We start from the raw sequence: 21,155 nt of genomic DNA, 5'->3' as shown, positions 1-21,155 counted from the left end.
CTGCCCCCGCCCGCCCGGCGTTCCGTGCCGGGCGGGCGGGGGCACGGGTCCGGTCAGTTGGCGACGAAGAGCCACTCCGGACCGTAGACGAGGTGGGGGTCCGAGGGGAGCTTGATGGCGTTGATCGTCCGTGCGGCGTCGCCCAGATCGCCCATGTGCCCGATCGCGTCGAAGAGCGAGTTCGGGTTGCCGCTCCAGGCGGAGCAGAGGGCGCGGAGCATGTCGCTGTAGGTCGTGTTGAAGTCGTGCAGCGCGGTGGCGGTGGCCTGGTCGGGCGTGTTGGCGGGGTCGTTGGCCCAGCCGCCCTCGGGGACACGGGCGACGGGGGCGGTGTCCGGGAGCGGGACGTCGGGGCCGGTGAACTCGAACCTCCCCGTGGTGGGGTTCTTGACCAGCTTCTTGCCGACGGCGATCTCCTTGAACGCGTAGTAGTGGGCGAGTTCGCCCGGGGCGCCCGGGAAGGGGTTGTCCGGGGATGCCGTGGTGCCCTCGCCCTGGGTCTGGATGATGTGGATCGCCTTCAGGACGTCGTCGATGGTGTTCATCGGGACGATGTCGTTGCCGGCGCCGTGGCTCGAGAGCGGGAAGGTCACCTGGTTCTGACCGGTGAGCAGGTGGGCGAAGTTGGGGAAGACGTCGGCGATCCGCTGGTAGAAGGCGCCGATGGTGTTGCCGTCGGCGGCGAAGGCGAGGGGGTTCTCGGGCTTCTCGATGTCGGAGAAGAGGCCCGCCGACTCCCGCGTCAGCCCGCTGAGGGAGACGACCAGCCCCGGGTTGACCCCGCCGGGCAGCTCGCCCGGGTACTTCGGGACGGTGGCGGGGTCGGTGAGGACGACGGTGCCGCCGATGCTGGTGAGCATGTTGCAGACCAGGCCGAAGTGCGACATCTCATCGAAGATGATCTCCCGGATGGTGTTGCGGACGGGTTGGGTGCTGTCCTGGCTGGTGATCGACCAGAGCGCGGTGGCGTAGGGCGGGATGGTGGACAGCTCCAGCATGATCGCCCGCTGCAACGCGTCCTTGAGCTCCTGCTCCGTCCAGTCCTTCTCCGCGATGTTCATCAGCTGGACGATCGCGTCGCTCTCGTAGTCCAGGATTCCGGTCGTCGTCACCGTGGGCCCCTCTCGTCTCGTCGTACGGCTGTGCGCCGGACCGTAACCGGAGGTGGGCGGTACGTGTGCGTGCGGTGCCGGTGTGGCCACGGGAGTTCAGCCGGACGGGTGGAGCAACGCCGATAGCACTGCCGTGGTGCGTCGACCGGTGCGCGCATCTTCGTTGTGGAGTAGGAAGTCGGACCGGCCGACTTCCTGCTCCACCAAGGCCCGGCCGGCATGGGTGCTCGTCGAGCGACGGCTACCGGCCCAGACCCTGAGGCGCTTCCCGATGGCGGGAAGCCCACTCCTTCAGCAGTGTCGTACCGGTTCGTGACTCCAAGGACCTGACGGGCCGGCTCTGCTCTTCCCGGCCGACGCGTGGTCCTCCTTCCTCGCCGGGGTCAAGTCCGGCGAGTTTTCTACCGACTGATACGACAGAGGTGCCCCGCACGGGCTGTGGCCGTGCGGGGCACCTCTGTCGTATCCGGCTCTTCTAGAAGTCGTCGTCGAAGGAGACCGATCCTTCAACGGCCACCTGGTACGCCGACACCCGGCGCTCGAAGAAGTTGGTCAGCTCCTGGACGTTCTGGAGCTCCATGAAGCCGAACGGGTTGGTCGACCCGTACCGGATCGGCATGCCGAGGCGGGCGAGGCGCTGGTCGGCGACGGCCTGGAGGTACTCGCGCATCGAGGCGGTGTTCATGCCGGGCAGGCCGTCACCGCACAGGTCCTGGGCGAACTGGAGCTCGGCCTCGACGGCCTCCTCCAGCATCTCGGTGACCTGCTTGGCCATCTCGTCGTCGAAGAGGTCGGGCTCCTCCTCGCGGACGGTGTCCACCACGGAGAACGCGAAGTCCATGTGCATGGACTCGTCGCGGAACACCCAGTTGGTGCCGGTGGCCAGGCCGTGCAGCAGACCGCGCGACCGGAACCAGTACACGTAGGCGAACGCGCCGTAGAAGAACAGGCCCTCGACGCACGCCGCGAAGCAGATCAGGTTCAGGAGGAACGCGCGGCGGTCCTCCTTGGTCTGCAGCGAGTCGATGTGGTCGACCGCGTTCATGTACTTGAAGCAGAACTGGGCCTTCTGGTGGATGGAGGGGATGTTCTCCACCGCGGCGAAGGCCGCGTTGCGGTCCTCCGGGTCCGGAAGGTAGGTGTCCAGCAGCGTCAGGTAGAACTGGACGTGCACGGCCTCCTCGAACAGCTGACGGCTCAGGTAGAGCCGCGCCTCCGGGGAGTTGATGTGCTTGTAGAGGCTCAGCACGACGTTGTTCGCGACGATCGAGTCACCGGTCGCGAAGAAGGCGACCAGCCGGCCGATCATGTGCCGCTCACCCTCGCTGAGCTTGGCGAGGTCGGCGACGTCGGAGTGCAGGTCCACCTCCTCGACCGTCCAGGTGTTCTTGATCGCGTCCCGGTACCGGTCGTAGAACGACGGGTAGCGCATCGGGCGCAGGGTCAGCTCGAAGCCGGGGTCGAGCAGCATCTTCTCGCGGTCGTCGGACATTACTGGCAGGCCTCGCAGGACTCGGGGTTCTCCAGGGAGCAGGCCAGCGCGGCCTCTTCCTCCGGCGTGAGGGTCGGAGTGTTCACGGGCACCGGCGCGGCGGCGCGGGCGGTACCCGACGCGGCCTGGGCGATGCGGGTGGCCGGGCGCGAACGCAGGTAGTAGGTGGTCTTGAGACCGACCTTCCACGCGTAGGCGTACATCGAGCTGAGCTTGCCGATGGTCGGCGCCGCCATGAACAGGTTCAGCGACTGGCTCTGGTCCAGGTACGGCATGCGGGCCGCGGCCAGGTCGATCAGCGCGCGCTGCGGCAGCTCCCACGCGGTGCGGTACAGCGACCGCACCTCGGCGGGCAGCCAGTTCAGCTCCTGCACGGAGCCGTTGGCGTCGCGCAGCGCGTCGCGGGTCTGCTGGTCCCAGACGCCGAGCTCCTTGAGCTCGCGCACCAGGTACGGGTTGACCTGGAGGAACTCGCCGCTGAGCGTCTCGCGCTTGAACAGGTTGGACACCTGCGGCTCGATGCACTCGTACACGCCGGCGATGGATGCGATGGTCGCGGTCGGCGCGATGGCCAGCAGCAGCGAGTTGCGCAGGCCGGTCTCGGCGATGCGGGCGCGCAGTGCGGTCCAGCGGTCGGCCCACTGCGGGGCGGCCGTCGGGAAGTGGTCGATGTGCAGTTCGCCGCGGGCGGCGCGGGTCTCGCCGTACGCCTCGTGGCGGCCGAGCTGCTCGGCCAGGTCGGCGGAGCGCTCGTAGGCGGTGAGCATGATGCGCTCGGCGATGAGCGTGGACAGCCGGGCGGCCTCGGCGGAGTCGAAGTCGAGCCGCAGCTTGAAGAAGACGTCCTGGAGGCCCATCACGCCGAGGCCCACGGGCCGCCAGCGGGAGTTGGAGGTGCCGGCCTCGGTGGTCGGGTAGAAGTTGATGTCCACGACGCGGTCGAGGAAGGTGACGGCGGTGCGCACGGTGGCGTCGAGCCGCTCCCAGTCCATGGCGCCCAGCAGGTCGTCGGCGGACGCCCCGGCGGCCACGTGGGCGCCGAGGTTGACCGAGCCGAGGTTGCAGACGGCGGTCTCGGAGTCGTCCGTGACCTCCAGGATCTCGGTGCACAGGTTGGAGGAGTGCACCGTGCGGCCCGGCAGCGCGGTCTGGTTGGCGGCGCGGTTGGAGGCGTCCTTGAAGGTCATCCAGCCGTTGCCGGTCTGCGCGAGGGTGCGCATCATGCGGGCGTACAGGGTCTGCGCGGGGATGGTGCGCACGGCCTTGCCGGCCAGCTCGGCCTTGCGGTACGCCTCGTCGAAGTCGGCGCCCCACAGGTCGACCAGCTCGGGCACGTCGGCCGGGGAGAACAGCGACCAGTCCGCGTTGGCGTTGACCCGGCGCATGAACTCGTCCGGGATCCAGTGCGCCAGGTTGAGGTTGTGGGTGCGGCGGGCCTCTTCGCCGGTGTTGTCGCGCAGCTCGAGGAACTCCTCGATGTCGGCGTGCCAGGTCTCCAGGTAGACGCAGGCGGCGCCCTTGCGACGGCCGCCCTGGTTGACGGCGGCGACGGAGGAGTCGAGGGTGCGCAGGAACGGCACGATGCCGTTGGACTTGCCGTTGGTGCCGCGGATCAGGCTGCCGCGCGAGCGGATGCGCGAGTAGGACAGGCCGATGCCGCCGGCGTGCTTGGACAGGCGGGCGATCTGCGCGTAGCGGTTGTAGATCGAGTCCAGGTTGTCCAGCGGGGAGTCGAGCAGGTAGCAGCTCGACATCTGCGGGTGGCGGGTGCCGGAGTTGAAGAGCGTCGGCGAGGAGGTCAGGTACTCCAGGCGGCTCATCAGGCCGTACAGCTCGGCGACTTCGCGCACGGACTGCTCGTTGTCGCCGACCGCCAGGCCACAGGCGACGCGGAGCAGGAAGTGCTGCGGGGTCTCGATCACCTTGCGGGTGATCGGGTGGCGCAGCAGGTAGCGGGACTGCACGGTGCGCAGGCCGAAGTACTCGAAGCGGTCGTCGCCCTTGGTGTCGATCAGCGCGTCCAGGGCGGCGGCGTGCTTGGCGACGAACTCCGCGGTGGTGTCGCCGATCAGGCCCTCGGCGTGGCCGACGGTGATCGAGGCGGAGAAGGACGTGGAGCCCTGGCTGTTCGCCTCGTCGACGATCTCCAGGGCGAGCAGGCGGGCGGCGAGCTTCGAGTACTGGGGGTCCTCGGCGATCATCGACGCGGCGGCGTCCACGGCCAGCCCGCGCAGCTCGGCGAAGTCCGAGCCGGCGTGGCGGCCGCGCAGCGCGGCGGCGGCGACATGGCCGGGGTCGACCTCGGTGAGGTCGACGCTGCGGTCGGTGAGCAGCCGCAGCAGGGCGCCGCCGGGGTCGGAGACCTTCGGGTCGGTGAAGGCGGTACCGGAGCCCTGGGCGGGCAGGGTGGCTGAGGCAGCGGTGGTCAAGGCGCTCTCTCCTGGCGGCGATCGTCGGCGGTGATCGGAGTACCGGGCGATCGGGGCAGGGGAGCACGCGCGCGGGCGCAAGCGGCGTCCGCGCGACGGTGGCATCCCCGGCCCGCCCGCGAGGCCCGGAAGGTACTGCTGGTGCTGGCGCGGCCTCTGCGGGAGGGCCGTGGCGCACGCTGTCGGCAGGTCATCGGACTCGCGGGCAGAGCTCTTGGAGCCGCTCGCTCACCGCTGCGGGGCAGTCCCGGATTCCCACCGGGTTCCCCTGCATCGACAGCAGGGATGAGCATACATCTAGTGGCGCGAGTCCGATGCAGCCCCACATGTAGTGTCGCGGGGCACGACTGTTCGACTCCTCGTGCGATAATCTGCTCAGGCTGGAGGGTGCCATCCCTGGCCCGTACGGGCATCGCACGGGCGCATCCGCACCTGGGTGGTCCCGCCCGCGGAGGCGCTCGCAGAGGCGCCCGCGGAGGCGCTCGCAGTCCCGCTCGAGGAGGCACTCGGACCGGCACTGCCGGCAGCGCTCGGACCCGCACTCCCGGCAGCACCCGGATTCTCGACGCAGCGCCCCGTGTCCTGGTTGGCGAGCTGTCCCGTGGGGGTCACCCGCCAGCGCTGGTCGGGCCGCGAGGTGCAGCCGGTGAGGACGGGGAAACCGAGGCCCGGGTCCTCGACGCAGCGCCCGTTCTGCCCGATCGAGCCGTTGTCCCCCATCGTCCAGGTCTGGGCCGGCGAGCCGTCGCAGGTGGCGGCGCCGACCGCGGCCGGATCGCCCGCCACCCGGCTGTCCAGACAGAGACCGGGCAGGGCCGAGGTGATCGCGCCGCTCGGCTGTCCGGCGGCGGCCTGGAACGAGAACGAGTCGCTGCCGAGGCCGGCGCCGCCGTCCCAGATCTCGAACCCGGCCTGGACGGCGCACAGGTACGAGCCGGCCGGGACGTAGCCGCGCTGGATGGCGTCGCGGGTGAAGGCCCGCAGGTCCAGGTCGGTGACGGAGGTCGTGCCGGTGGCCATCTCGTAGGTGATCAGGGTGTGGCTGCTCTTCTTCGGGGCCTCGTACACGCGGTAGGAGGTGCCGCCGACCTGCAGGTCGCCGGTCCGCTGGCCGAACGGGGTCTTGCCGTTGCCGCGCAGCCAGATCATCAGCTCGGCGCTCTCGGTGAAGGAGCAGCTGGTCCGGCTGTTGCTGTACCAGACGTCGTACGAGACGTTGTAGACGCCGCCGTCGACCTGGGTGGTCTGCCAACTGCTGGTCGCGTACCGCAGGTTGTCCACCGGGATGGGCAGCGGGCCGGTGCCGGGCTGGAGCTGGGTGCTGATGTGCGGGTAGGCGCCGGGGCCGCGGTCCGGGTCCGTGAGGCTGGCGGGGCTGATCCCGCTGCGGGTCACCCGGAAGTCGGTGCCGGCGCCGCTGCTGCTGATGCAGAGGCCGCCGGTGGCGTTCCACTCGTTCGGGTTGATCAGGTAGCGGCCGGAGTCGACGGCCTGGGACGGGTAGCGGTTCTGCCCGGTGGAGCAGATCTCGCCGGCGGTCGCGGCCGGCAGCGGGGTGACGGCCGTGGTCGCCCGGACGGGCGCCTGCGGGTCCCGCGAGTCGTGCGGGATCAGCACCGCGCACAGGGCCAGGACGATCGCGATGGTCGGCGCGAGCCACCACCACGGGCGCAGGCCGCGGCGCCCGGTTCCGGGCACGACGGGGTGGGTCATGGGGCTCTCGCCTCCCTGCTGCGGTGTCTGCGGCCGGTGCGCGGGCCGGGGCGGTGGTGTCGTAGGCCGGTACGCGGGCCGGGGCGGGGTCGTGCTCACCCGGCGGGCGTGGAACTCGACCGGGGCTTGGTCGCGGGCGAGGTCGGCTTCTTGACCGGAGGCTTCTGGGTGGTGGCCGACGGGCTGGGGGAGGTCGGCGCGTCGGGGGAAGGGGCGGGTGTCGGGGCCGGCGCCGTGACGGTCAGGGCCGGCTCGGAGTGGACGGTCCAGGGCGTGTTGTAGCGCGGCGCGGAGACCCCGGCGGCGAACGCCTGGGCGGCGGCGGGGGACGCGGCCACCCGCCAGTCGACCTCCTTCCTCGCCTCGTACCAGATCACGCCGATGATGTCGGGGTGCTGTGCGAGCTGCGAGAACATCTCGGTGATCCACTGTGCCTTCAGCCCCGAGGTGTCGGTGGCCCCGGTCTCGGTGATCACCACGGGCTTGTGGCTGAACGCTCGGATCTGCTCGATGGTCGGCTGGAAGATCTGGTCGAACGACTTGTACTTCTCGACGCCGGTGGTGCCGTAGTAGCCGGACAGGCCGACCCAGTCGACGTAGTCGTCGCCGGGGTAGAGCGTGTTCAGGCTGGTGGCGTTCTCGTAGTCGACGTTGGGGCTCCACACCCAGGTGACCCGGGTGGCGCCGGCCTGCTTGAAGATGTCGTGGACGTGCCGCCAGGCCTGGACGTACTGGCCCTTCTTGTTGCCGTTGGACTGCTCGGCCCAGGGGTACCAGTAGCCGTTCATCTCGTGGGCGAAGCGCAGGGCGACGGGGTAGCCGAGGCCCTTGATGCCGTCGGCCCAGGTCTTGATGTAGTCGTCGAACCTGCCGTCGATGATGTTGGAGAGGGAGTACTCCGGCTGCTCGCCGCGGAGCTTGTCCTCCTTGGCTTCCTTGCGGTAGTCCCAGGGCTCCCAGGCGACCATGGGCATGATGCCGCGTTCGGCGACGGTGTCGAAGACCCGGCGGTCGAACTTCCGGTCCCACCAGCCGACCGAGAACTCCAGCACGTTCGGCTGGTGCTTGACGGCCGCGGTGAACTCGTCGAGCGGGCCGAGGTCGTAGGGGCCGGGCTTGGTCATGATGCCGGTGAACGCGCCGCCGGCCGGCGGGAACTGCGGCGGCGGGGGCGGTGTGGTGGGCGTCGCGGCCGCCGTCGGGCTCTGGCCGGCCGTCGCGGGGGTGGCGGTCGGTGACGCGGCCAGGGCGGTGGTCAGCCAGCTCGGCATCGCCGTCGGGGCGGCGCCGGCGAAGGTGTACGGGTCCAGGTCGTGCGCACGGGAGAGCCGGGGCGCCAGGACGAAGGTGTACCCGACCATCAGGGCCAGGGCGACCAGGGCGGCGATCCGGGGGACGGTGATCCGCAGCATCAGCGGCTCCTCCGCTCGGTCCGGGAGCCGGCCCGGGCAGGCTCCAGCAGCTCCTCGAACTCGTCCTCGGCGAGGGCTCCTTCGACGGGTTCCTCGACGGCTTCTCCGAAGGCGTCCTCGACGTTTTCTCCGACGGCTGCCCCGGTGCGTGGCGGTTCGGTCCGCTGGGAGGGCAGGTGACCGGGCAGCCGGTCGGCGGCGGGCGCCTCGGCGGCCCTGGCCGCGGCGGCCCGCTGGGCCCGGGCCTCGCGGCGTCCGCTGACGAAGGAGATCACCAGCGGCGCGAGACCGGTGAACAGGCTGACGCCGGCCCAGAACCGCAGGATCCAGATGTCGTGGTGGAGCGTGAAGCTCGCGCCGAGCAGCCCGCCCGCGACCGCCGCCCACAGCAGGTGCAGCCGGAAGGTCGACAGCGACTCGGCGCTGCGCAGGTCGCCCTTGGCGGTGACGGCGTAGGCGAGCGGGCGGCGCAGCAGCGCCGCGATCGCGGCGGCGACGTAGACCGGGCCGGCGAACATGGCCAGCCCCATGCCGGCCACGCCGATCTCGCGCCGCTCGTGCGCGGCCAGGTTGAAGCGGCGCAGCCACAGCCACAGCACGAACCAGCTGCCCATGCTGGCACCCCACAGGGCCATCCAGTGGGTGCTGTTGAGGTGGATGGAGGTGACGCCGAGGGCCAGGTAGACGGAGGTGGCGAGGCTGCCGAGGACGGTGTTGATCGCCACGCTCGGGTAGTAGAACTGGACCAGGCCGTAGAGCACCCGCTGGCGCAGGCGCAGCTTGATGCCGGAGCGCAGCCGGCTCTTGAGCAGGATCTCCCAGATGCCGTACGCCCAGCGCTTCTGCTGGTTGAAGTAGTCGGTCCAGGAGGTCGGGCCCTCGCCGACGGCGAGCACGTCGGGGGTGTAGACGCCCTTCCAGTGCCGGTCGGTCTCCGGGTTGACGGAGGCCTGGACCCGCATGCTGGTGAGGTGGTCCTCGATGATCGAGTCCTGGTAGCCGCCGATCTGTTGCCAGGCGACCGGCCGGTACAGGTGGTTGGTGCCGATCAGCAGCGGCGCGTCCATGCCGTTGCCGCCGCGCTCGACCAGGCCGGAGAACAGGTACTGCTGCACGGAGGCGCCGTGGGCGACCCAGTTGTCGTACATGTTGCCGTACACCTGGGGGGCGACCACGAAGGCGACGTCGGGGTCGCGGAAGTATCCGAGGGTGCGCTCCAGGAAGCAGGGCAGCGGGACGTGGTCCGGGTCCATCTGGGCCACCACGTCGTAGCCGTGCTCGTGCTCGGCGCGCCAGGAGTTGTGGTTGCCGGACTTGGTCTTGGCCCGGAACTCGCCCTCGGCCTGGTTGTACTCGGGACGTCCCTTGCGGCTGAAGTGGTGGACGCCGAGCCGGGCGGCCATCTCCTTGACCCGGTCGTCGTTGCCCTCGTCGAGGATCCAGACGTCGACCCGGCCGTCGTACTCGATCCGCAGCATGGCGGCGAGGGTCCGCTCGACGATCTCGATCGGCTCCTTGGAGGGCACGATCGTGGTCAGCACCGCGACCCGCAGCCCGGGCGGCGGAGTGACCGGCACCGGGTCCTTGGCGCGGAACGCGAAGACCCAGACGGCGAGGTTCTGAACCAGCCGGATCACTTCCACCGTAATAACGGAACAGAAGCAGATACGCGCCAGGTTGATCCGCCAGTCCGGGGACCAGCCGACGTGGGAGCCGGGGATGTGCTCGGGAAGGAGCAGCCAGCCGACGAAGACGAGGCCGGCCAGAGCGTTGACCGCCACCAGGACGGTCATGACGAACTTGACGCCGCGCGAGGAGACCGAGCGGTAACGGACGGCGGCGCCGTCCTCGCCGGGGGTCAGCGGGCCGGCGGTCTCGGCGCACGCCACGTAGGCGCGCTGGGCGGCGCTGTTGCGCAGCTCCCTGCGGACGATGCGGCGTTCGTTCCGGGCCCGGGGCAGGACGCGCCCGTGGCGTCCGCGCGCCCGGTTGCCCTGCGTCGCCGTGTGTTCGTTGGTGGAGTCCACCGGTCAACCCCCGTACAGCCGCCCGGTCGTACCGGAGCCGCTGGTTCCCTGCTCGGTCACCGCCCGTCGACGTCCGACACCGGGCCGTCGGGTCGACGGTCGTACGGCGTGGCGGCGTCACTCATGGGCTTGGCTGATTGTCGTTCAAGCGGTCAGCATACGGGCCGTGGCCGAGCGCGCTCTGCCGGGGCCGGGAATGCCAAGGCTCCCGTAGGCCCTGCGGAAGGGCGGGGCCTACGGGAGGGACGAGCGTCAGGGCGTGATCTTGACGGAGTTCGCGATCTGGTCCATCAGCGCCAGCGGCGGAGCCTCCGCCGCCTGGTCCAGGCAGATCTGGAGCACCGGGACGGTGGTCGCCCCGGCCGCCGGCGTGACCTCGAGGACGCCGCAGTAGCTGTCCGGCGTGGACGAGGCACTGGACATCGGGACGTGCCACAGCGCGAGGTAGCCGTCCATGCCCTGGATCTTGACGGCCGACTGCTTCACCGGGTCCGGCGGCGTCGGCGCGTCCGAGCCGTAACGGGTGTTGTAGAGCAGCTGGCCCATGCCGAGCACCAGGGACTTCGGGTCGGACCAGCCGCCGTTGAACACCCGGAGGTTCTGGACGACCACGCCGCGGGTGCAGGCCCCGTTGCCGTGGCCCACGCAGGCGTACGGGTTGACCGCGTAGCGGACCTCGTTCGGGGCCTTGGCGTCGACCTGGACCTGCCAGTCCTGCGGCAGCATGAAGTTCATCTTCGAGTCCTGGCCGGTGATCTGCCGCCCGCCGGGGAGCTGCTGGCCGCCGGTCAGGGCGGTGCCCATGAAGCCGTTCGGGCTCTTGGGGTCACCGGTGGGGGTCGCGGCCGCGGTCGAATCGGCCTTCGCCGAGCCGGGCTTCGCGGTCTTGTGGCCCAGGAGGTAGCCGCCGCCCGCCATCACGACCGACAGCACCACGGCGCCGACGGCCACGAGCACCCGGCGCTTGGTGTTCTTCGGCTCGACGGTCTCGAACACCACCGAGGTGGGGATCGGCTTGGGCGTCGGCAGGCCGGGGGTCGGCAGGCCGGGCTGCTGCGGCGCCGGCCCGGGGGCCTGGGCCGGTCCCGGGGTCTGGCCCGGTCCGGACGTCTGGCCCGGTCCCGAGGTCTGGGTCGGCAGGGTGGCCAGCGTCGGAGCGGCCGGCGCCGTGGGCGCCGGCGGAACCTGCACCGCCGGGCTGACGGCCGTCGGCGCGGCAGCGTTCTGGACGGCATGGCCGGGGAACGGGCTCGCGGGCATGCCGCCGCCTCCCGGCTTGGCCTGAACCTTGTCGGTCCAGGTCGAACCATCCCACCAGCGCAGCGTATTGGGCTGCCCGGAAGGGTCCTCGTACCAGCCGCTAGGCGGACTCCCCGTCGTCATGCGGCGGATACTAGCAGCGAGCCGATCGGATGGTCATTTCAAGTCATGGGCTGGGCGTACCAGTCGACGCCGCCTCAGAACGCCAAGGTGTAGACCATCAGGTCCATCCCCGGGTACGGCGCCCAGTCCCGCTCGGGGGTGCGCCGGAAGCCGACCCGCTCGTAGACGCGGTGGGCGGCGGTCATCTCCGGGCGGGTGGAGAACGCCATGCCGGCCAGGCCGAGTTCGCGGCTGCGGGCGAGGGAGGCGCGCACCAGGGCCTCGCCGACGCCGCGGCCGCGGGCGGCGGTGTCGGTGGCGAGCATCCTGATCTCGCCCTCGCGCGGGGTGGCGATGTCCGCCCACTCGGTGCCGCCGACCGCGAAGGTCACGCAGCCGAGGACCCGCCCTGCGGCCGGGTCGACCGCGACCAGGAGCTCGGCCTCCCGGGCCCTGCGGTCGGCGTCGCGCAGCAGCTCGACGTAGCCGCTCCCGGGCGAGGTGAAGCCGCCGCCGACGAAGGCCTCGACGGTGATGCGGCCGGCGTCTTCGAGGTCCTCCGGGAGGGCCGGGCGGATGAGGTAGTCCATGCGGCCAGTGTGCCGGAGCCGTGCGGGGTGGAAAGCTCCGGGGTCGAACGGACCGGGAGGGTGGCCGGATCGGCGGAGGGGCGCAGGGAGGCGGCGGGCATGGTGCCGTACAGCCGCTCGGGGCGGGCGGGGTCGGCCGGGTAGCCGCCCGGGCGGTGGTAGTTGTCGCGGCGGGCCGCCGGGCCGCGGGAGACTTCTCGGCCGATCAGGACGCCGAGCAGGCCGAAGCCGCCGACGATTCCGGCCAGAGCGAGTGCGCCGGCAAGGGTGTCGCTGTCCATGGCCTCCACTCTGGTCGGGCGGGACGGCGCCCACGAGTGGCAGGAATGACCGATTGCCTCGAAATCCTGCCAGTCGGCGTCTTCCGCCGTGACGGACGGACCGGGCATCCTGGACGGCATGCTGAAGAACGACGGCGCGCCGAGGAGCGACGGAACGCTGAAGAACGTGGTCGCGGTGGTGCTGGAGGAGATCCACCCCTTCGAACTCGGGGTGGCCTGCGAGGTCTTCGGCCTCGACCGCACCGACGACGGGCTGCCCGGCTACGACTTCGCGCTCGCCGGCGCCCGCCCCGGGCCGCACGCCACCCATGCCGGCTTCGCCGTGGACGTCCCGTACGGCCCCGAGCGGCTGGCCGGGGCCGACCTCGCGGTGGTCACCGCGGCGAGGATCCGCCCCACCTACCCAGAGCCGCTGCTGGAGGCGCTGCGCGGGGTGGTGGCGGACGGTGGCCGGGTGCTCTCCATCTGCAGCGGCGCCTTCGTGCTGGGCGCCGCCGGGCTGCTGGACGGCCGCCGCTGCGCCACCCACTGGCGGCACAGCGAGGACCTGGCGGCGCGCTTCCCGCTGACCGCCGTCGAGCCGGACGTGCTGTACGTGGACGACGACCCGGTGATCACCTCCGCCGGGACGGCGGCCGGTATCGACGCCTGCCTGCACCTGGTACGCAAGGTGCAGGGTGCCGAGGTGGCCCGGGAGATCGCCCGCCGGATGGTGGTGGCGCCGCACCGGGAGGGCGGGCAGGCCCAGTTCGTGAACCGCCCGCTGCCGGAATGCGACGGCGACTCGCTGGCCCCGCTGCTCGACTGGATGCGCCACCACCTCGACTCGGAGGCCACCGTCGAACAGCTGGCCGTCCGGGCGCACATGTCGCCGCGCACCTTCGCCCGCCGCTTCCAGCAGGAGACCGGAACCACCCCGCACCGCTGGCTGGTCGGGCAACGGGTGCTGTTCGCCCAGCGGCTGCTGGAGTCCACCACCGAGCCGGTGGACGCGATCGCCGCCCGCTGCGGCTTCGGCAACGCGGCCACCCTGCGGCACCACTTCGGCCGCCGGCTGGGCACCACGCCGCTGGCCTACCGCCGCTGCTTCGCCGACCCGGCCATGAAGTGACCGTGCGTCAGCCGGCTTCCACCGTCAGGTGGTCGACGGTGTTCCAGCGGTCCGGCCGCAGCCGCCCGTCCTGGGCCCGCCAGAGGCTGGTGGAGCAGTTGTGCACCGGCCCGAGCGCGGTGAGCTGCTCCTCGGTGAGCCGGTCCAGCGCGTAGCGGAGCATCAGCACCGTGCAGTCGTGCGCGACCAGCAGGACGGGCCGGCCGGCCTCCTCCTCGCAGACGTCCCGCAGCAGGCTGCGCACCCGCAGCGCGACGTCGGCCCAGGACTCGCCGCCGGGCGGGCGGTAGTACAGCTCGCCCATCTTGCGCCGCCGGGCCGCCTCCTCAGGGTGCTTGGCCTCGATGGCGGCCTTCGGCAGCATCTCGAGGATGCCGAGTTCGCGGTCGCGCAGTCGCTCGTCGTAGCGGACGGCCAGCGTGACCGGGACGGCGCCGAGTCCGGCGGCCTGGGCGAGCGCGATTCTCGCGGTCTCGGCGGTGCGCACGTACGGCGAGCACCAGACGCTGCGGGGGCGGTCGGCGCTGGGCAGGGCGGCCCACCAGTGGCCGAGCGCCTGGGCCTGCTGCCGCCCGTGCAGGGACAGCGGGATGTCGGCGTCGCGGCAGCTGATCGGAACGCTGAGCGCACCGGTGGCCTCGGCCAGCTGGAACTCGACGTTGGCGGTGGACTCGCCGTGCCGGGTGGCGATCAGCACGGACGGCAGCCGGGTGGCCGTCGCCGGGCGGTGGGCGGTGACGTGGTGGCTCTGGGCGCCGGCGTGCTGGTGCTGGTTCTGGGGCTGGTGCTGGGCGGACGGGTTCTGGGTGGACTGGTGCTGGCCGTTGAGGGTGGTACCGAGTTCTGCCATGGCCGCGAGCTCCCCGTGGTCGATCAGGTTCCGGCCGGTTGCCGGTCCGGTCTGGTGGTGCCCGGCGTGCACGCCTGTTCATACATATGATCGCGCCGCCTTCTCCAGTGTTGACGGAGAAGGCGGCGCGATCACAGGGCGCGTACCGCGCGAATCAGTGCGCCGCTACGGGCTCCGGCGCGCTCTTCAGCTCGTCGTCGCCGGCTTCGGCGCTGTAGTCGGACGGCCTGGTCTCGTCCGGGCCCTCGGGTGCCTTGACGGCCCGCAGCACCAGGGTGAGCGCCACCGCGACGACCAGGTTCAGCGCGAAGGCGGTCAGACCGATGTAGCCGATCTCGCCGATGCCGGGGATCTCCGCCGAGTTGCCGCCGAAGTGCTTGGTCGCCGGGCTGGCGATCCCGTACGCCTTCCAGGTGCCGTAGACCATGCCGGCCGCCCAGCCGGCGAACAGCGCCCAGTGGTGGAACCAGCGGGTGAACAGGCCGCCGACGATGGCGACGAAGGTCTGCAGGATCCACAGGCCGCCCAGCAGCTGGAGGTTGATCGCGGCCTGCTTGTCCATGCCAAGCACGAAGACCAGCGCGCCGACCTTCACCAGCAGCGAGACCAGCTTGGCGACCCGGGTCTCGTCGGAGGGGGTGGCGGAGGGCTTCAACCAGTCCTTGTAGACGTTGCGGGTGAACAGGTTGGCCGCCGCGATGGACATGATGGCGGCCGGCACCAGCGCGCCGATGCCGATCGCGGCGAAGGCCACGCCGGTGAACCAGTCCGGGAACATGTTCGCGAACAGCTGCGGCACCGAGAGCTGGGCGTTGTAGCCCTTGACGCCCTTGCCCACGCCCGCCGCGATCGCCATGAAGCCGAGCAGCGCGAGCAGGCCCAGCATCAGCGAGTACGCGGGCATGATCGCCATGTTGCGGCGCACGGTGTTGCGGGACTTGGAGGCGAGCACCCCGGTCACCGAGTGCGGGTACATGAACAGCGCCATCGCCGAGCCGAGGCCCAGCGTGGCGTACGTCCACTGCTTGTTGTCCGGGACGGTCATCGACCCGGCCTTGGCCTCCTTGAAGTGCTGCGCGGCCGCGTCGAAGATGTGCCCGTAGCCGCCCAGCCGGATCGGGATGTAGATCACCGCGACGATGATCACGATGTAGACCAGGGCGTCCTTGACGAAGGCGATCAGCGCCGGGGCGCGCAGGCCGGAGGAGTAGGTGTAGGCGGCCAGCACGCCGAAGGCGATGAACAGCGGCAGGTCCTTGACGAACCAGTTGGCGTTCTCCCCGCCGCCGACCCCCAGCACGTCCAGCACCGCCTGGATGCCGACGAGCTGCAGGGCGATGTACGGCATGGTGGCCAGGATCCCGGTCAGCGCGACCACCAGCGACAGCGGCCGCGAGCCGTAGCGGCCGCGCACGAAGTCGGCCGGGGTCACGTAGCCGTGCACCCGGGAGACCGACCAGAGCCGGGGCAGGAAGAGGAAGACCAGCGGGTAGGCGATGATCGTGTACGGCACCGCGAAGAAGCCGGCCGAGCCGCTCGCGTACACCGCGGCCGGGACGGCGACGAAGGTGTACGCGGTGTAGAGGTCGCCGCCGAGCAGGAACCAGGTCACCCAGGTCCCGAAGCTGCGCCCGCCCAGGCCCCACTCGTCCAGGTGCGCCGCGTCGCCCGCGCGGCGCCAGCGCGAGGCGAGGAAGCCCATCACGGTGACCAGGGCGAAGAACAGCACGAAGACCACGAGGGCCGGCACGTTGACGTCCTTCATCGCGCACCGCCCTTCCGGGCCGCCTTGCGGGCCTTCTCGTCCCGGTTGATCAGCAGGTAGGCGGCCACGGTGAAGACGGCCGACGCCGGCACCCAGAGCAGCTGGTACCAGTAGAAGAACGGCACCCCGGCCACCGCGGGGTCGGGCTTGTTGTAGGAGGACACCCACAGCATCGCCACGATCGGCACGAGCAGGGCGAGACCGGCCAGCACCCGCTCGGGGGTCACCGCCGGGACGGGTGCCCCGGCTGGCTCGGGCATGACATCTTCGAAGGTATCGGGATCAGACGGCAACTTCGGCTCCGCTCCGGAGGGTTGTCCCCGTCGGCGCCGCAGCCCGGGTGGCGTCCCTGCCCCCGCGAGCCCGCCGAGCAGCACCATCGGTGATCGGCAGTCAGTATTGGCTGCGCAATCTAGAGCATGGGGTGATCCATGTCACCGGGATTGGCGCAACTTCCCGCCATCCGGACCCATGCGGCCGTCGGGCCCCCGGAAAAGCACCCGTACGGAACGCGAAAAGCACTGTCACGGAATGCAGAAGGCACCGGCGCGCGGGTCGCGCGCGCCGGTGCCCGTGGTGCGAGAGGGGAGTGCGCCTGCTCTGCACGCCTGCTCCGAAACGCCTACTTCGGATGCCGGCTCCGAAACGCCTACTCCGGACGCTTCAGACGGGTGATGAACTTGTAGCGGTCGCCCCGGTAGATGGAGCGGACCCACTCGACCGGGTTGCCCTCGGCGTCGAAGGAGTGCCGGGACAGCTGCAGCATCGGCAGGCCGAGGTCGGAGCCGAGCAGCCCGGCCTCGCGCGGGTCGGCCAGGGTGGTCTCGATGGTCTCCTCGGCCTCGGCCACGGTGACCCCGTAGACCTCGCGCAGCGCCGCGTACAGCGAGTTGTGCTTGGCGAGGTTGCGCCGCAGGGCGGGGAAGCGCTTGGCGGACAGGTGGGCGACCTCGATGGCCATCGGGTCGCCATTGGCCAGGCGCAGCCGCTCGATCCGCAGGACGCGGCCGCCGGGCTTGATGTCGAGCAGCGGGGCGAGCCGGTCGTCGGCGGTGATGTAGCCGATCTCGATCAGCCGGGAGGTGGGTTCCAGCCCCTGGGCCCGCATGTCCTCGGTGTAGGAGGTGAGCTGCAGAGCCTGGGCGACCTTGGGCTTGGCGACGAAGGTGCCCTTGCCCTGGATGCGCTCCAGCCGGCCTTCGACGACCAGTTCCTGCAGGGCCTGGCGGACGGTGGTGCGCGAGGTGTCGAACTGGGCGGCCAGCGCGCGCTCGGGCGGGACCGGGGTGCCGGCCGGCTGGGTCTCGGTGAGCTGGAGGAGGTGGCGCTTGAGTCCGTAGTACTTGGGGACGCGCGCGGTCGGGTCGGTGCCGGTCTGCGTCGGGAGGTTCTTCACCTCGGGGTCGTCGGCCTGGGCGGTGGTTCCCCCGTCGCTGCTCATCGGACCTGTTCTCCCGCTTCTCGCAGGGCCTTCACAGACCCCGCCACATCGTTAACGGGTCACATCGTTGCATGTATGGCTACGGAACGAATACCTCATCACGCGATGAACGATGTGCGGTGTCGGCTTGATAACGGGTGGTCGGGATCGGTCGAACAGCCGTTGACACGCCCATTGGTCTAGGCCAAGCTCCAGGCATCTGGTCTACACCACTAGGCCGGTCACTACGAATCCCCCCACCCGTTCGACGGGGCCCGCGGCGCCATTTCCCCTGCTTTGTGTGGGTCTGCCGCTGCCACCCGACGGGGGTAACCCAGGCATCCCTCAGGAGGATGGCGTGAAGCGTCAGCTCATCGCGGCGGTCGGCGTCGCAGCAATGGTCGTCGGTCTCGCGGCTTGTGGCTCGGACGGCAAGAAGAACGACAGCAGCTCGTCGTCGTCCTCGGCCGCCGACAAGTACAAGGGCAAGACGCTCAAGGTGTGGACGATGACCGGCTCGGCCCCCAAGGGCTGGACCGACGCGGTCAAGACCGAGTTCGAGACCACCTACCCGGGCTCGAAGGTCGACTTCCAGACCCAGGAGTGGACCGACATCGGCCCGAAGGTCACCGCGGCGCTGTCCGAGGGCTCGGTCGACGTCCTGGAGATCGGCAACACCCAGACCGCCGGCTACGCCTCCACCGGGGGCCTGCTCGACATCACCAAGGACAAGGCCGGGCTGGGCGGCGACGGCTGGGCCGCCAACCAGAACGAGGCCGCGATCCTGGACGGCAAGCAGTACGCCGCCCCGTGGTGGGTCTCCAACCGCGTGGTCGCCTACAACAAGGACCTGTGGACCAAGGCCGGCCTGACCGCCGCCCCGACGACCCTGGACGAGTTCTACGCCGACCTGGACAAGCTGAAGGCCACCGACGGCGTCGTCGACCCGATCTACCTGCCGGGCCAGGAGTGGTACACCTACTTCGGCCTGCTCACCGGTGAGGGCGGCAAGATCGCCAAGAAGGACGGCGACAAGTGGGTCGGCGGCCTGTCGTCCCCCGAGGCCCAGAAGGCCTTCGAGACGTACAAGAAGCTGCAGGGCTACTCGGCCACCGGTCCGAAGGACAAGGACGAGGCCACCCCGCAGCAGAAGGACGTCTTCGCCAAGGGCAACGTCGGCACCATGATCGCCCTCGGCTGGGAGCTGCCGGCCGAGAAGGACCTGCCGAAGGACAAGATCGGCTTCTTCCCGCTCCCCGGCAAGACCGCCGACAAGCCCTCCGGCGTCTTCCTCGGCGGTTCGAACCTCGCGATCGCCGCGCAGAGCAAGAACACCGACATGGCGAAGGACTTCCTGAAGATCGCCCTCAACGACAAGAACGAGGGCCTGGTCGCCGCGTCCGGCAACATCCCGAACAAGGCCGCGCTGAACAGCCAGCTCACCGGCGACTTCGCGAAGGCCGCCCAGACGGCCGCCGCGGTCGGCGGGATCACCCCGAACACCCCGAACTGGGCCAGCGTCGAGAACAAGCCGAACCCGATCAAGGACTTCCTGACCGCGGCCCTGCAGGGCGGCGACTACGCGGCCACCGCCAAGAAGTACGACGACGAGATCGCCAAGCGGCTCAACGAGAAGAACTAAGCACTTGAGCGGCGTCGCTCACCGGTCCCCGGCGGGGGGCCGGTGGGCGACGCCTGTCCGTCGTGGCCGGGTTGTGAGGAAGTGAGAACGATGGCTGTGCATTCGGAGCGGGTGCAGACACAGTCCCCGGAGTCAGGGAAGGCTGTTGTGGCCGAGATTGACACCAGTGCCGCCGGCGGCGGGGCCAAGGGCGCCGCGCCGAAGCGCACCAGATCCGCGGGCGGCCCCGGCCTGGGCGCCCGCTTCGCCCCGTACCTGCTGCTGCTGCCGGCCATCGTGGCGACCATCGTCCTACTGGGCTGGCCGCTGCTGAAGACCGTCCTGCTGTCGTTCCAGAACCTCAACCGGCGTCAGCTGGTGATGCACCTGACCGAGTGGACGGGGTTCGACAACTACAAGGAGCAGCTGACCGACCCGGAGTTCTGGTCGGTCACCGGGCGCACCGTCGCCTTCACCCTGGTCAACGTGGTGCTCATCATGCTCGGCGGCACCCTGATCGGCCTGCTGCTCAACAGCCTCGGCAAGAAGATGCGCCTGGCGCTGTCGATCGCGCTGCTGATGGCCTGGGCCATGCCGGTGGTCGCCGCGACCACCGTCTACACCTGGCTGTTCGACGACCAGTGGGGTGTCGTCAACTGGTTCCTGGACCAGCTGGGTTGGCACTCGATGGCCGACTACAACTGGATGAGCGACGAGTACTCGACCTTCTTCGTCGTCATCCTGCTGATCGTCTGGCAGTCGATCCCCTTCGTGGCGTTCAACATGTACGCCGGTCTGACCACCATCCCGAAGGAGCTCTACGAGGCGGCCCGGATGGACGGCGCCGGCTCCGGCAAGATCTTCAGCTCGGTGATCTTCCCCAACCTGAAGCCGTTCTTCCTGGCCACGACCTTCCTGGAGGTCATCTGGGTGTTCAAGTCCTTCACCCAGATCTACGCGATCAACGGCGGCGGCCCCGAGAAGCTCACCCGGACCCTTCCCGTGCACGCCTTCCTGGAGGGCCAGGGCAGCCAGCACTACGGCGTCGGCGCCGCGATCGCGGTGCTCACCATCCTGATGCTGGGCGTCCTGATGGCCTACTACTTCCGCATCATGATCAAGCAGGAGGACGAGCTGTGAGGCGCTCTCTCTTCGGACGTACCTGGCCGAACGTGATCGCGGTCGTCCTCATCGTCTTCTTCATCTTCCCCGTCTACTGGATGATCGCGACCGCGTTCAAGCAGGACCGCGACGTCATCAGCAAGACGCCGGTCTTCATCCCCTTCGACGGGACGTTCGACCACTTCACCACCGCGGTGAACGCGCCGGACTTCTGGACGTACGTCACCAACAGCGTCACCGTCACCGTCGGCGCGGTGCTGATCTCGCTGGTGATCGCGACCCTGGCGTCCTTCGCCATCGCCCGGATGAAGTTCCGCGGCCGCAAGACCTTCGTGCTGGTCATCATGCTCGCGCAGATGGCCCCCTGGGAGGTCATGACCATCGGCGCCTACATCATCTCCCGCGACAACGACATGCTGAACAGCCTGCTGCCGCTGACGCTCTTCTACATGATGATGATCCTGCCCTTCACCATCTGGACGCTGCGCGGATTCATCGCCGCGGTGCCGAAGGAGCTGGAGGAGTCGGCGATGGTGGACGGCTGCACCCGCACCCAGGCCTTCACGAAGGTGATCTTCCCGCTGCTGGCCCCGGGCCTGATGTCCACCTCGCTGTTCGGCTTCATCACGGCGTGGAACGAGTTCCCGCTCGTCCTGTGGCTGAACAAGGAGCAGGGCAAGACCCTCCCGCTGTGGCTGTCGTCCTTCAAGACCGCCTTCGGCAACGACTGGGGCGCCACCATGGCGGCCTCCACGATGTTCGCCGTCCCCGTGCTGATCCTGTTCGTCTTCCTGCAGCGCAAGGCGGTCGGCGGTCTGACCGACGGCGCCGTGAAGGGCTGAGCCACC

Annotated in this window: 17 protein-coding genes, 1 pseudogene and 1 riboswitch; of the genes and pseudogenes, 5 read left to right on the top strand and 13 right to left on the bottom strand. The window is 70.2% G+C overall.

Annotation, left to right across the window (positions count from 1 at the left end):
- Positions 1-53: 53 nt before the first annotated feature.
- The gene (locus tag ACIBEC_RS06080) at positions 54-1,112 is read right to left on the bottom strand and encodes a ferritin-like protein (RefSeq protein ID WP_360505682.1); all 1,059 of its coding nucleotides are present in this window, start codon (positions 1,110-1,112) and stop codon (positions 54-56) included.
- A 340-nt stretch (positions 1,113-1,452) separates the two neighbouring features.
- Here ACIBEC_RS06080 and ACIBEC_RS06075 point away from each other — a divergent pair, with 340 nt between their 5' ends.
- Positions 1,453-1,524, top strand: a complete 72-nt coding sequence (locus ACIBEC_RS06075; RefSeq protein ID WP_396287772.1) for a hypothetical protein — start codon at positions 1,453-1,455, stop codon at positions 1,522-1,524.
- Positions 1,525-1,587: 63 nt separating this feature from the next.
- On the opposite strand, the gene ACIBEC_RS06070 is transcribed toward ACIBEC_RS06075, so the two are convergent.
- The 8 genes and pseudogenes from ACIBEC_RS06070 to ACIBEC_RS06035 all read right to left on the bottom strand — a co-directional run bounded on the left by ACIBEC_RS06070 (position 1,588) and on the right by ACIBEC_RS06035 (position 12,137).
- Positions 1,588-2,604 (bottom strand): ribonucleotide-diphosphate reductase subunit beta, encoded by a 1,017-nt coding sequence (locus tag ACIBEC_RS06070; protein WP_360505685.1) that lies wholly within the window; start codon positions 2,602-2,604, stop codon positions 1,588-1,590.
- On the bottom strand, positions 2,604-5,009 hold the full coding sequence (locus ACIBEC_RS06065; protein ID WP_360505771.1) for a ribonucleoside-diphosphate reductase subunit alpha: 2,406 nt from the start codon (positions 5,007-5,009) through the stop codon (positions 2,604-2,606). Before ACIBEC_RS06065 ends, ACIBEC_RS06070 begins: the two co-directional genes overlap by 1 nt.
- A gap of 190 nt (positions 5,010-5,199) precedes the next feature.
- Positions 5,200-5,343: riboswitch (cobalamin riboswitch) on the bottom strand.
- 65 nt (positions 5,344-5,408) lie between these two features.
- On the bottom strand, positions 5,409-6,746 hold the full coding sequence (locus tag ACIBEC_RS06060; RefSeq protein ID WP_360505688.1) for a ricin-type beta-trefoil lectin domain protein: 1,338 nt from the start codon (positions 6,744-6,746) through the stop codon (positions 5,409-5,411).
- Between the two features lie 95 nt (positions 6,747-6,841).
- The gene (locus tag ACIBEC_RS06055) at positions 6,842-8,158 is read right to left on the bottom strand and encodes a glycosyl hydrolase (RefSeq protein WP_360505691.1); all 1,317 of its coding nucleotides are present in this window, start codon (positions 8,156-8,158) and stop codon (positions 6,842-6,844) included.
- Positions 8,158-10,185 carry a glycosyltransferase family 2 protein gene (locus ACIBEC_RS06050; RefSeq protein ID WP_360505693.1) on the bottom strand — a complete coding sequence of 676 codons (2,028 nt, stop codon included), beginning with the start codon at positions 10,183-10,185 and terminating at the stop codon, positions 8,158-8,160. The genes ACIBEC_RS06055 and ACIBEC_RS06050 overlap by 1 nt, the downstream gene beginning before the upstream one ends.
- Before the next feature lie 252 nt (positions 10,186-10,437).
- Positions 10,438-11,445: a hypothetical protein gene (locus ACIBEC_RS06045; RefSeq protein WP_360505777.1), complete on the bottom strand. Its 1,008-nt coding sequence runs from the start codon at positions 11,443-11,445 to the stop codon at positions 10,438-10,440.
- Positions 11,446-11,469: 24 nt separating this feature from the next.
- A pseudogene (locus ACIBEC_RS06040) lies at positions 11,470-11,568 on the bottom strand (DUF2510 domain-containing protein); the annotation flags it as partial.
- Between the two features lie 74 nt (positions 11,569-11,642).
- Positions 11,643-12,137: an N-acetyltransferase gene (locus tag ACIBEC_RS06035; protein ID WP_360505696.1), complete on the bottom strand. Its 495-nt coding sequence runs from the start codon at positions 12,135-12,137 to the stop codon at positions 11,643-11,645.
- 399 nt (positions 12,138-12,536) lie between these two features.
- Between ACIBEC_RS06035 and ACIBEC_RS06030 the strand changes: the two genes are divergently transcribed.
- A complete protein-coding gene (locus tag ACIBEC_RS06030) occupies positions 12,537-13,529 on the top strand; it encodes a helix-turn-helix domain-containing protein (RefSeq protein WP_360505699.1) in 993 nt (330 codons plus the stop codon).
- 7 nt (positions 13,530-13,536) lie between these two features.
- On the opposite strand, the gene ACIBEC_RS06025 is transcribed toward ACIBEC_RS06030, so the two are convergent.
- From ACIBEC_RS06025 to ACIBEC_RS06010, 4 genes are all read right to left on the bottom strand, one after another.
- Positions 13,537-14,379: a histidine phosphatase family protein gene (locus ACIBEC_RS06025; RefSeq protein WP_360505702.1), complete on the bottom strand. Its 843-nt coding sequence runs from the start codon at positions 14,377-14,379 to the stop codon at positions 13,537-13,539.
- A gap of 154 nt (positions 14,380-14,533) precedes the next feature.
- Positions 14,534-16,144, bottom strand: coding sequence for a monocarboxylate uptake permease MctP (gene mctP / locus ACIBEC_RS06020; protein ID WP_360505705.1), 1,611 nt, complete (start codon positions 16,142-16,144; stop codon positions 14,534-14,536).
- Positions 16,141-16,404 carry a DUF3311 domain-containing protein gene (locus ACIBEC_RS06015; RefSeq protein ID WP_360505707.1) on the bottom strand — a complete coding sequence of 88 codons (264 nt, stop codon included), beginning with the start codon at positions 16,402-16,404 and terminating at the stop codon, positions 16,141-16,143. The genes mctP and ACIBEC_RS06015 overlap by 4 nt, the downstream gene beginning before the upstream one ends.
- Before the next feature lie 389 nt (positions 16,405-16,793).
- On the bottom strand, positions 16,794-17,585 hold the full coding sequence (locus tag ACIBEC_RS06010) for a GntR family transcriptional regulator (protein ID WP_360505710.1): 792 nt from the start codon (positions 17,583-17,585) through the stop codon (positions 16,794-16,796).
- Positions 17,586-17,922: 337 nt separating this feature from the next.
- On the opposite strand from ACIBEC_RS06010, the gene ACIBEC_RS06005 reads away from it, so the two are divergent.
- The 3 genes from ACIBEC_RS06005 to ACIBEC_RS05995 all read left to right on the top strand — a co-directional run bounded on the left by ACIBEC_RS06005 (position 17,923) and on the right by ACIBEC_RS05995 (position 21,149).
- Positions 17,923-19,206, top strand: coding sequence for an extracellular solute-binding protein (locus ACIBEC_RS06005; protein WP_360505712.1), 1,284 nt, complete (start codon positions 17,923-17,925; stop codon positions 19,204-19,206).
- Positions 19,207-19,296: 90 nt separating this feature from the next.
- A complete protein-coding gene (locus tag ACIBEC_RS06000) occupies positions 19,297-20,325 on the top strand; it encodes a carbohydrate ABC transporter permease (protein ID WP_396287749.1) in 1,029 nt (342 codons plus the stop codon).
- On the top strand, positions 20,322-21,149 hold the full coding sequence (locus tag ACIBEC_RS05995) for a carbohydrate ABC transporter permease (RefSeq protein ID WP_360505718.1): 828 nt from the start codon (positions 20,322-20,324) through the stop codon (positions 21,147-21,149). The genes ACIBEC_RS06000 and ACIBEC_RS05995 overlap by 4 nt, the downstream gene beginning before the upstream one ends.
- Positions 21,150-21,155 lie beyond the last annotated feature (6 nt).

The organism is Kitasatospora sp. NPDC051164 (assembly GCF_044455625.1).
GTDB lineage: Bacteria > Actinomycetota > Actinomycetes > Streptomycetales > Streptomycetaceae > Kitasatospora.
This window is presented reverse-complemented; position numbering and strand designations above follow the sequence as displayed.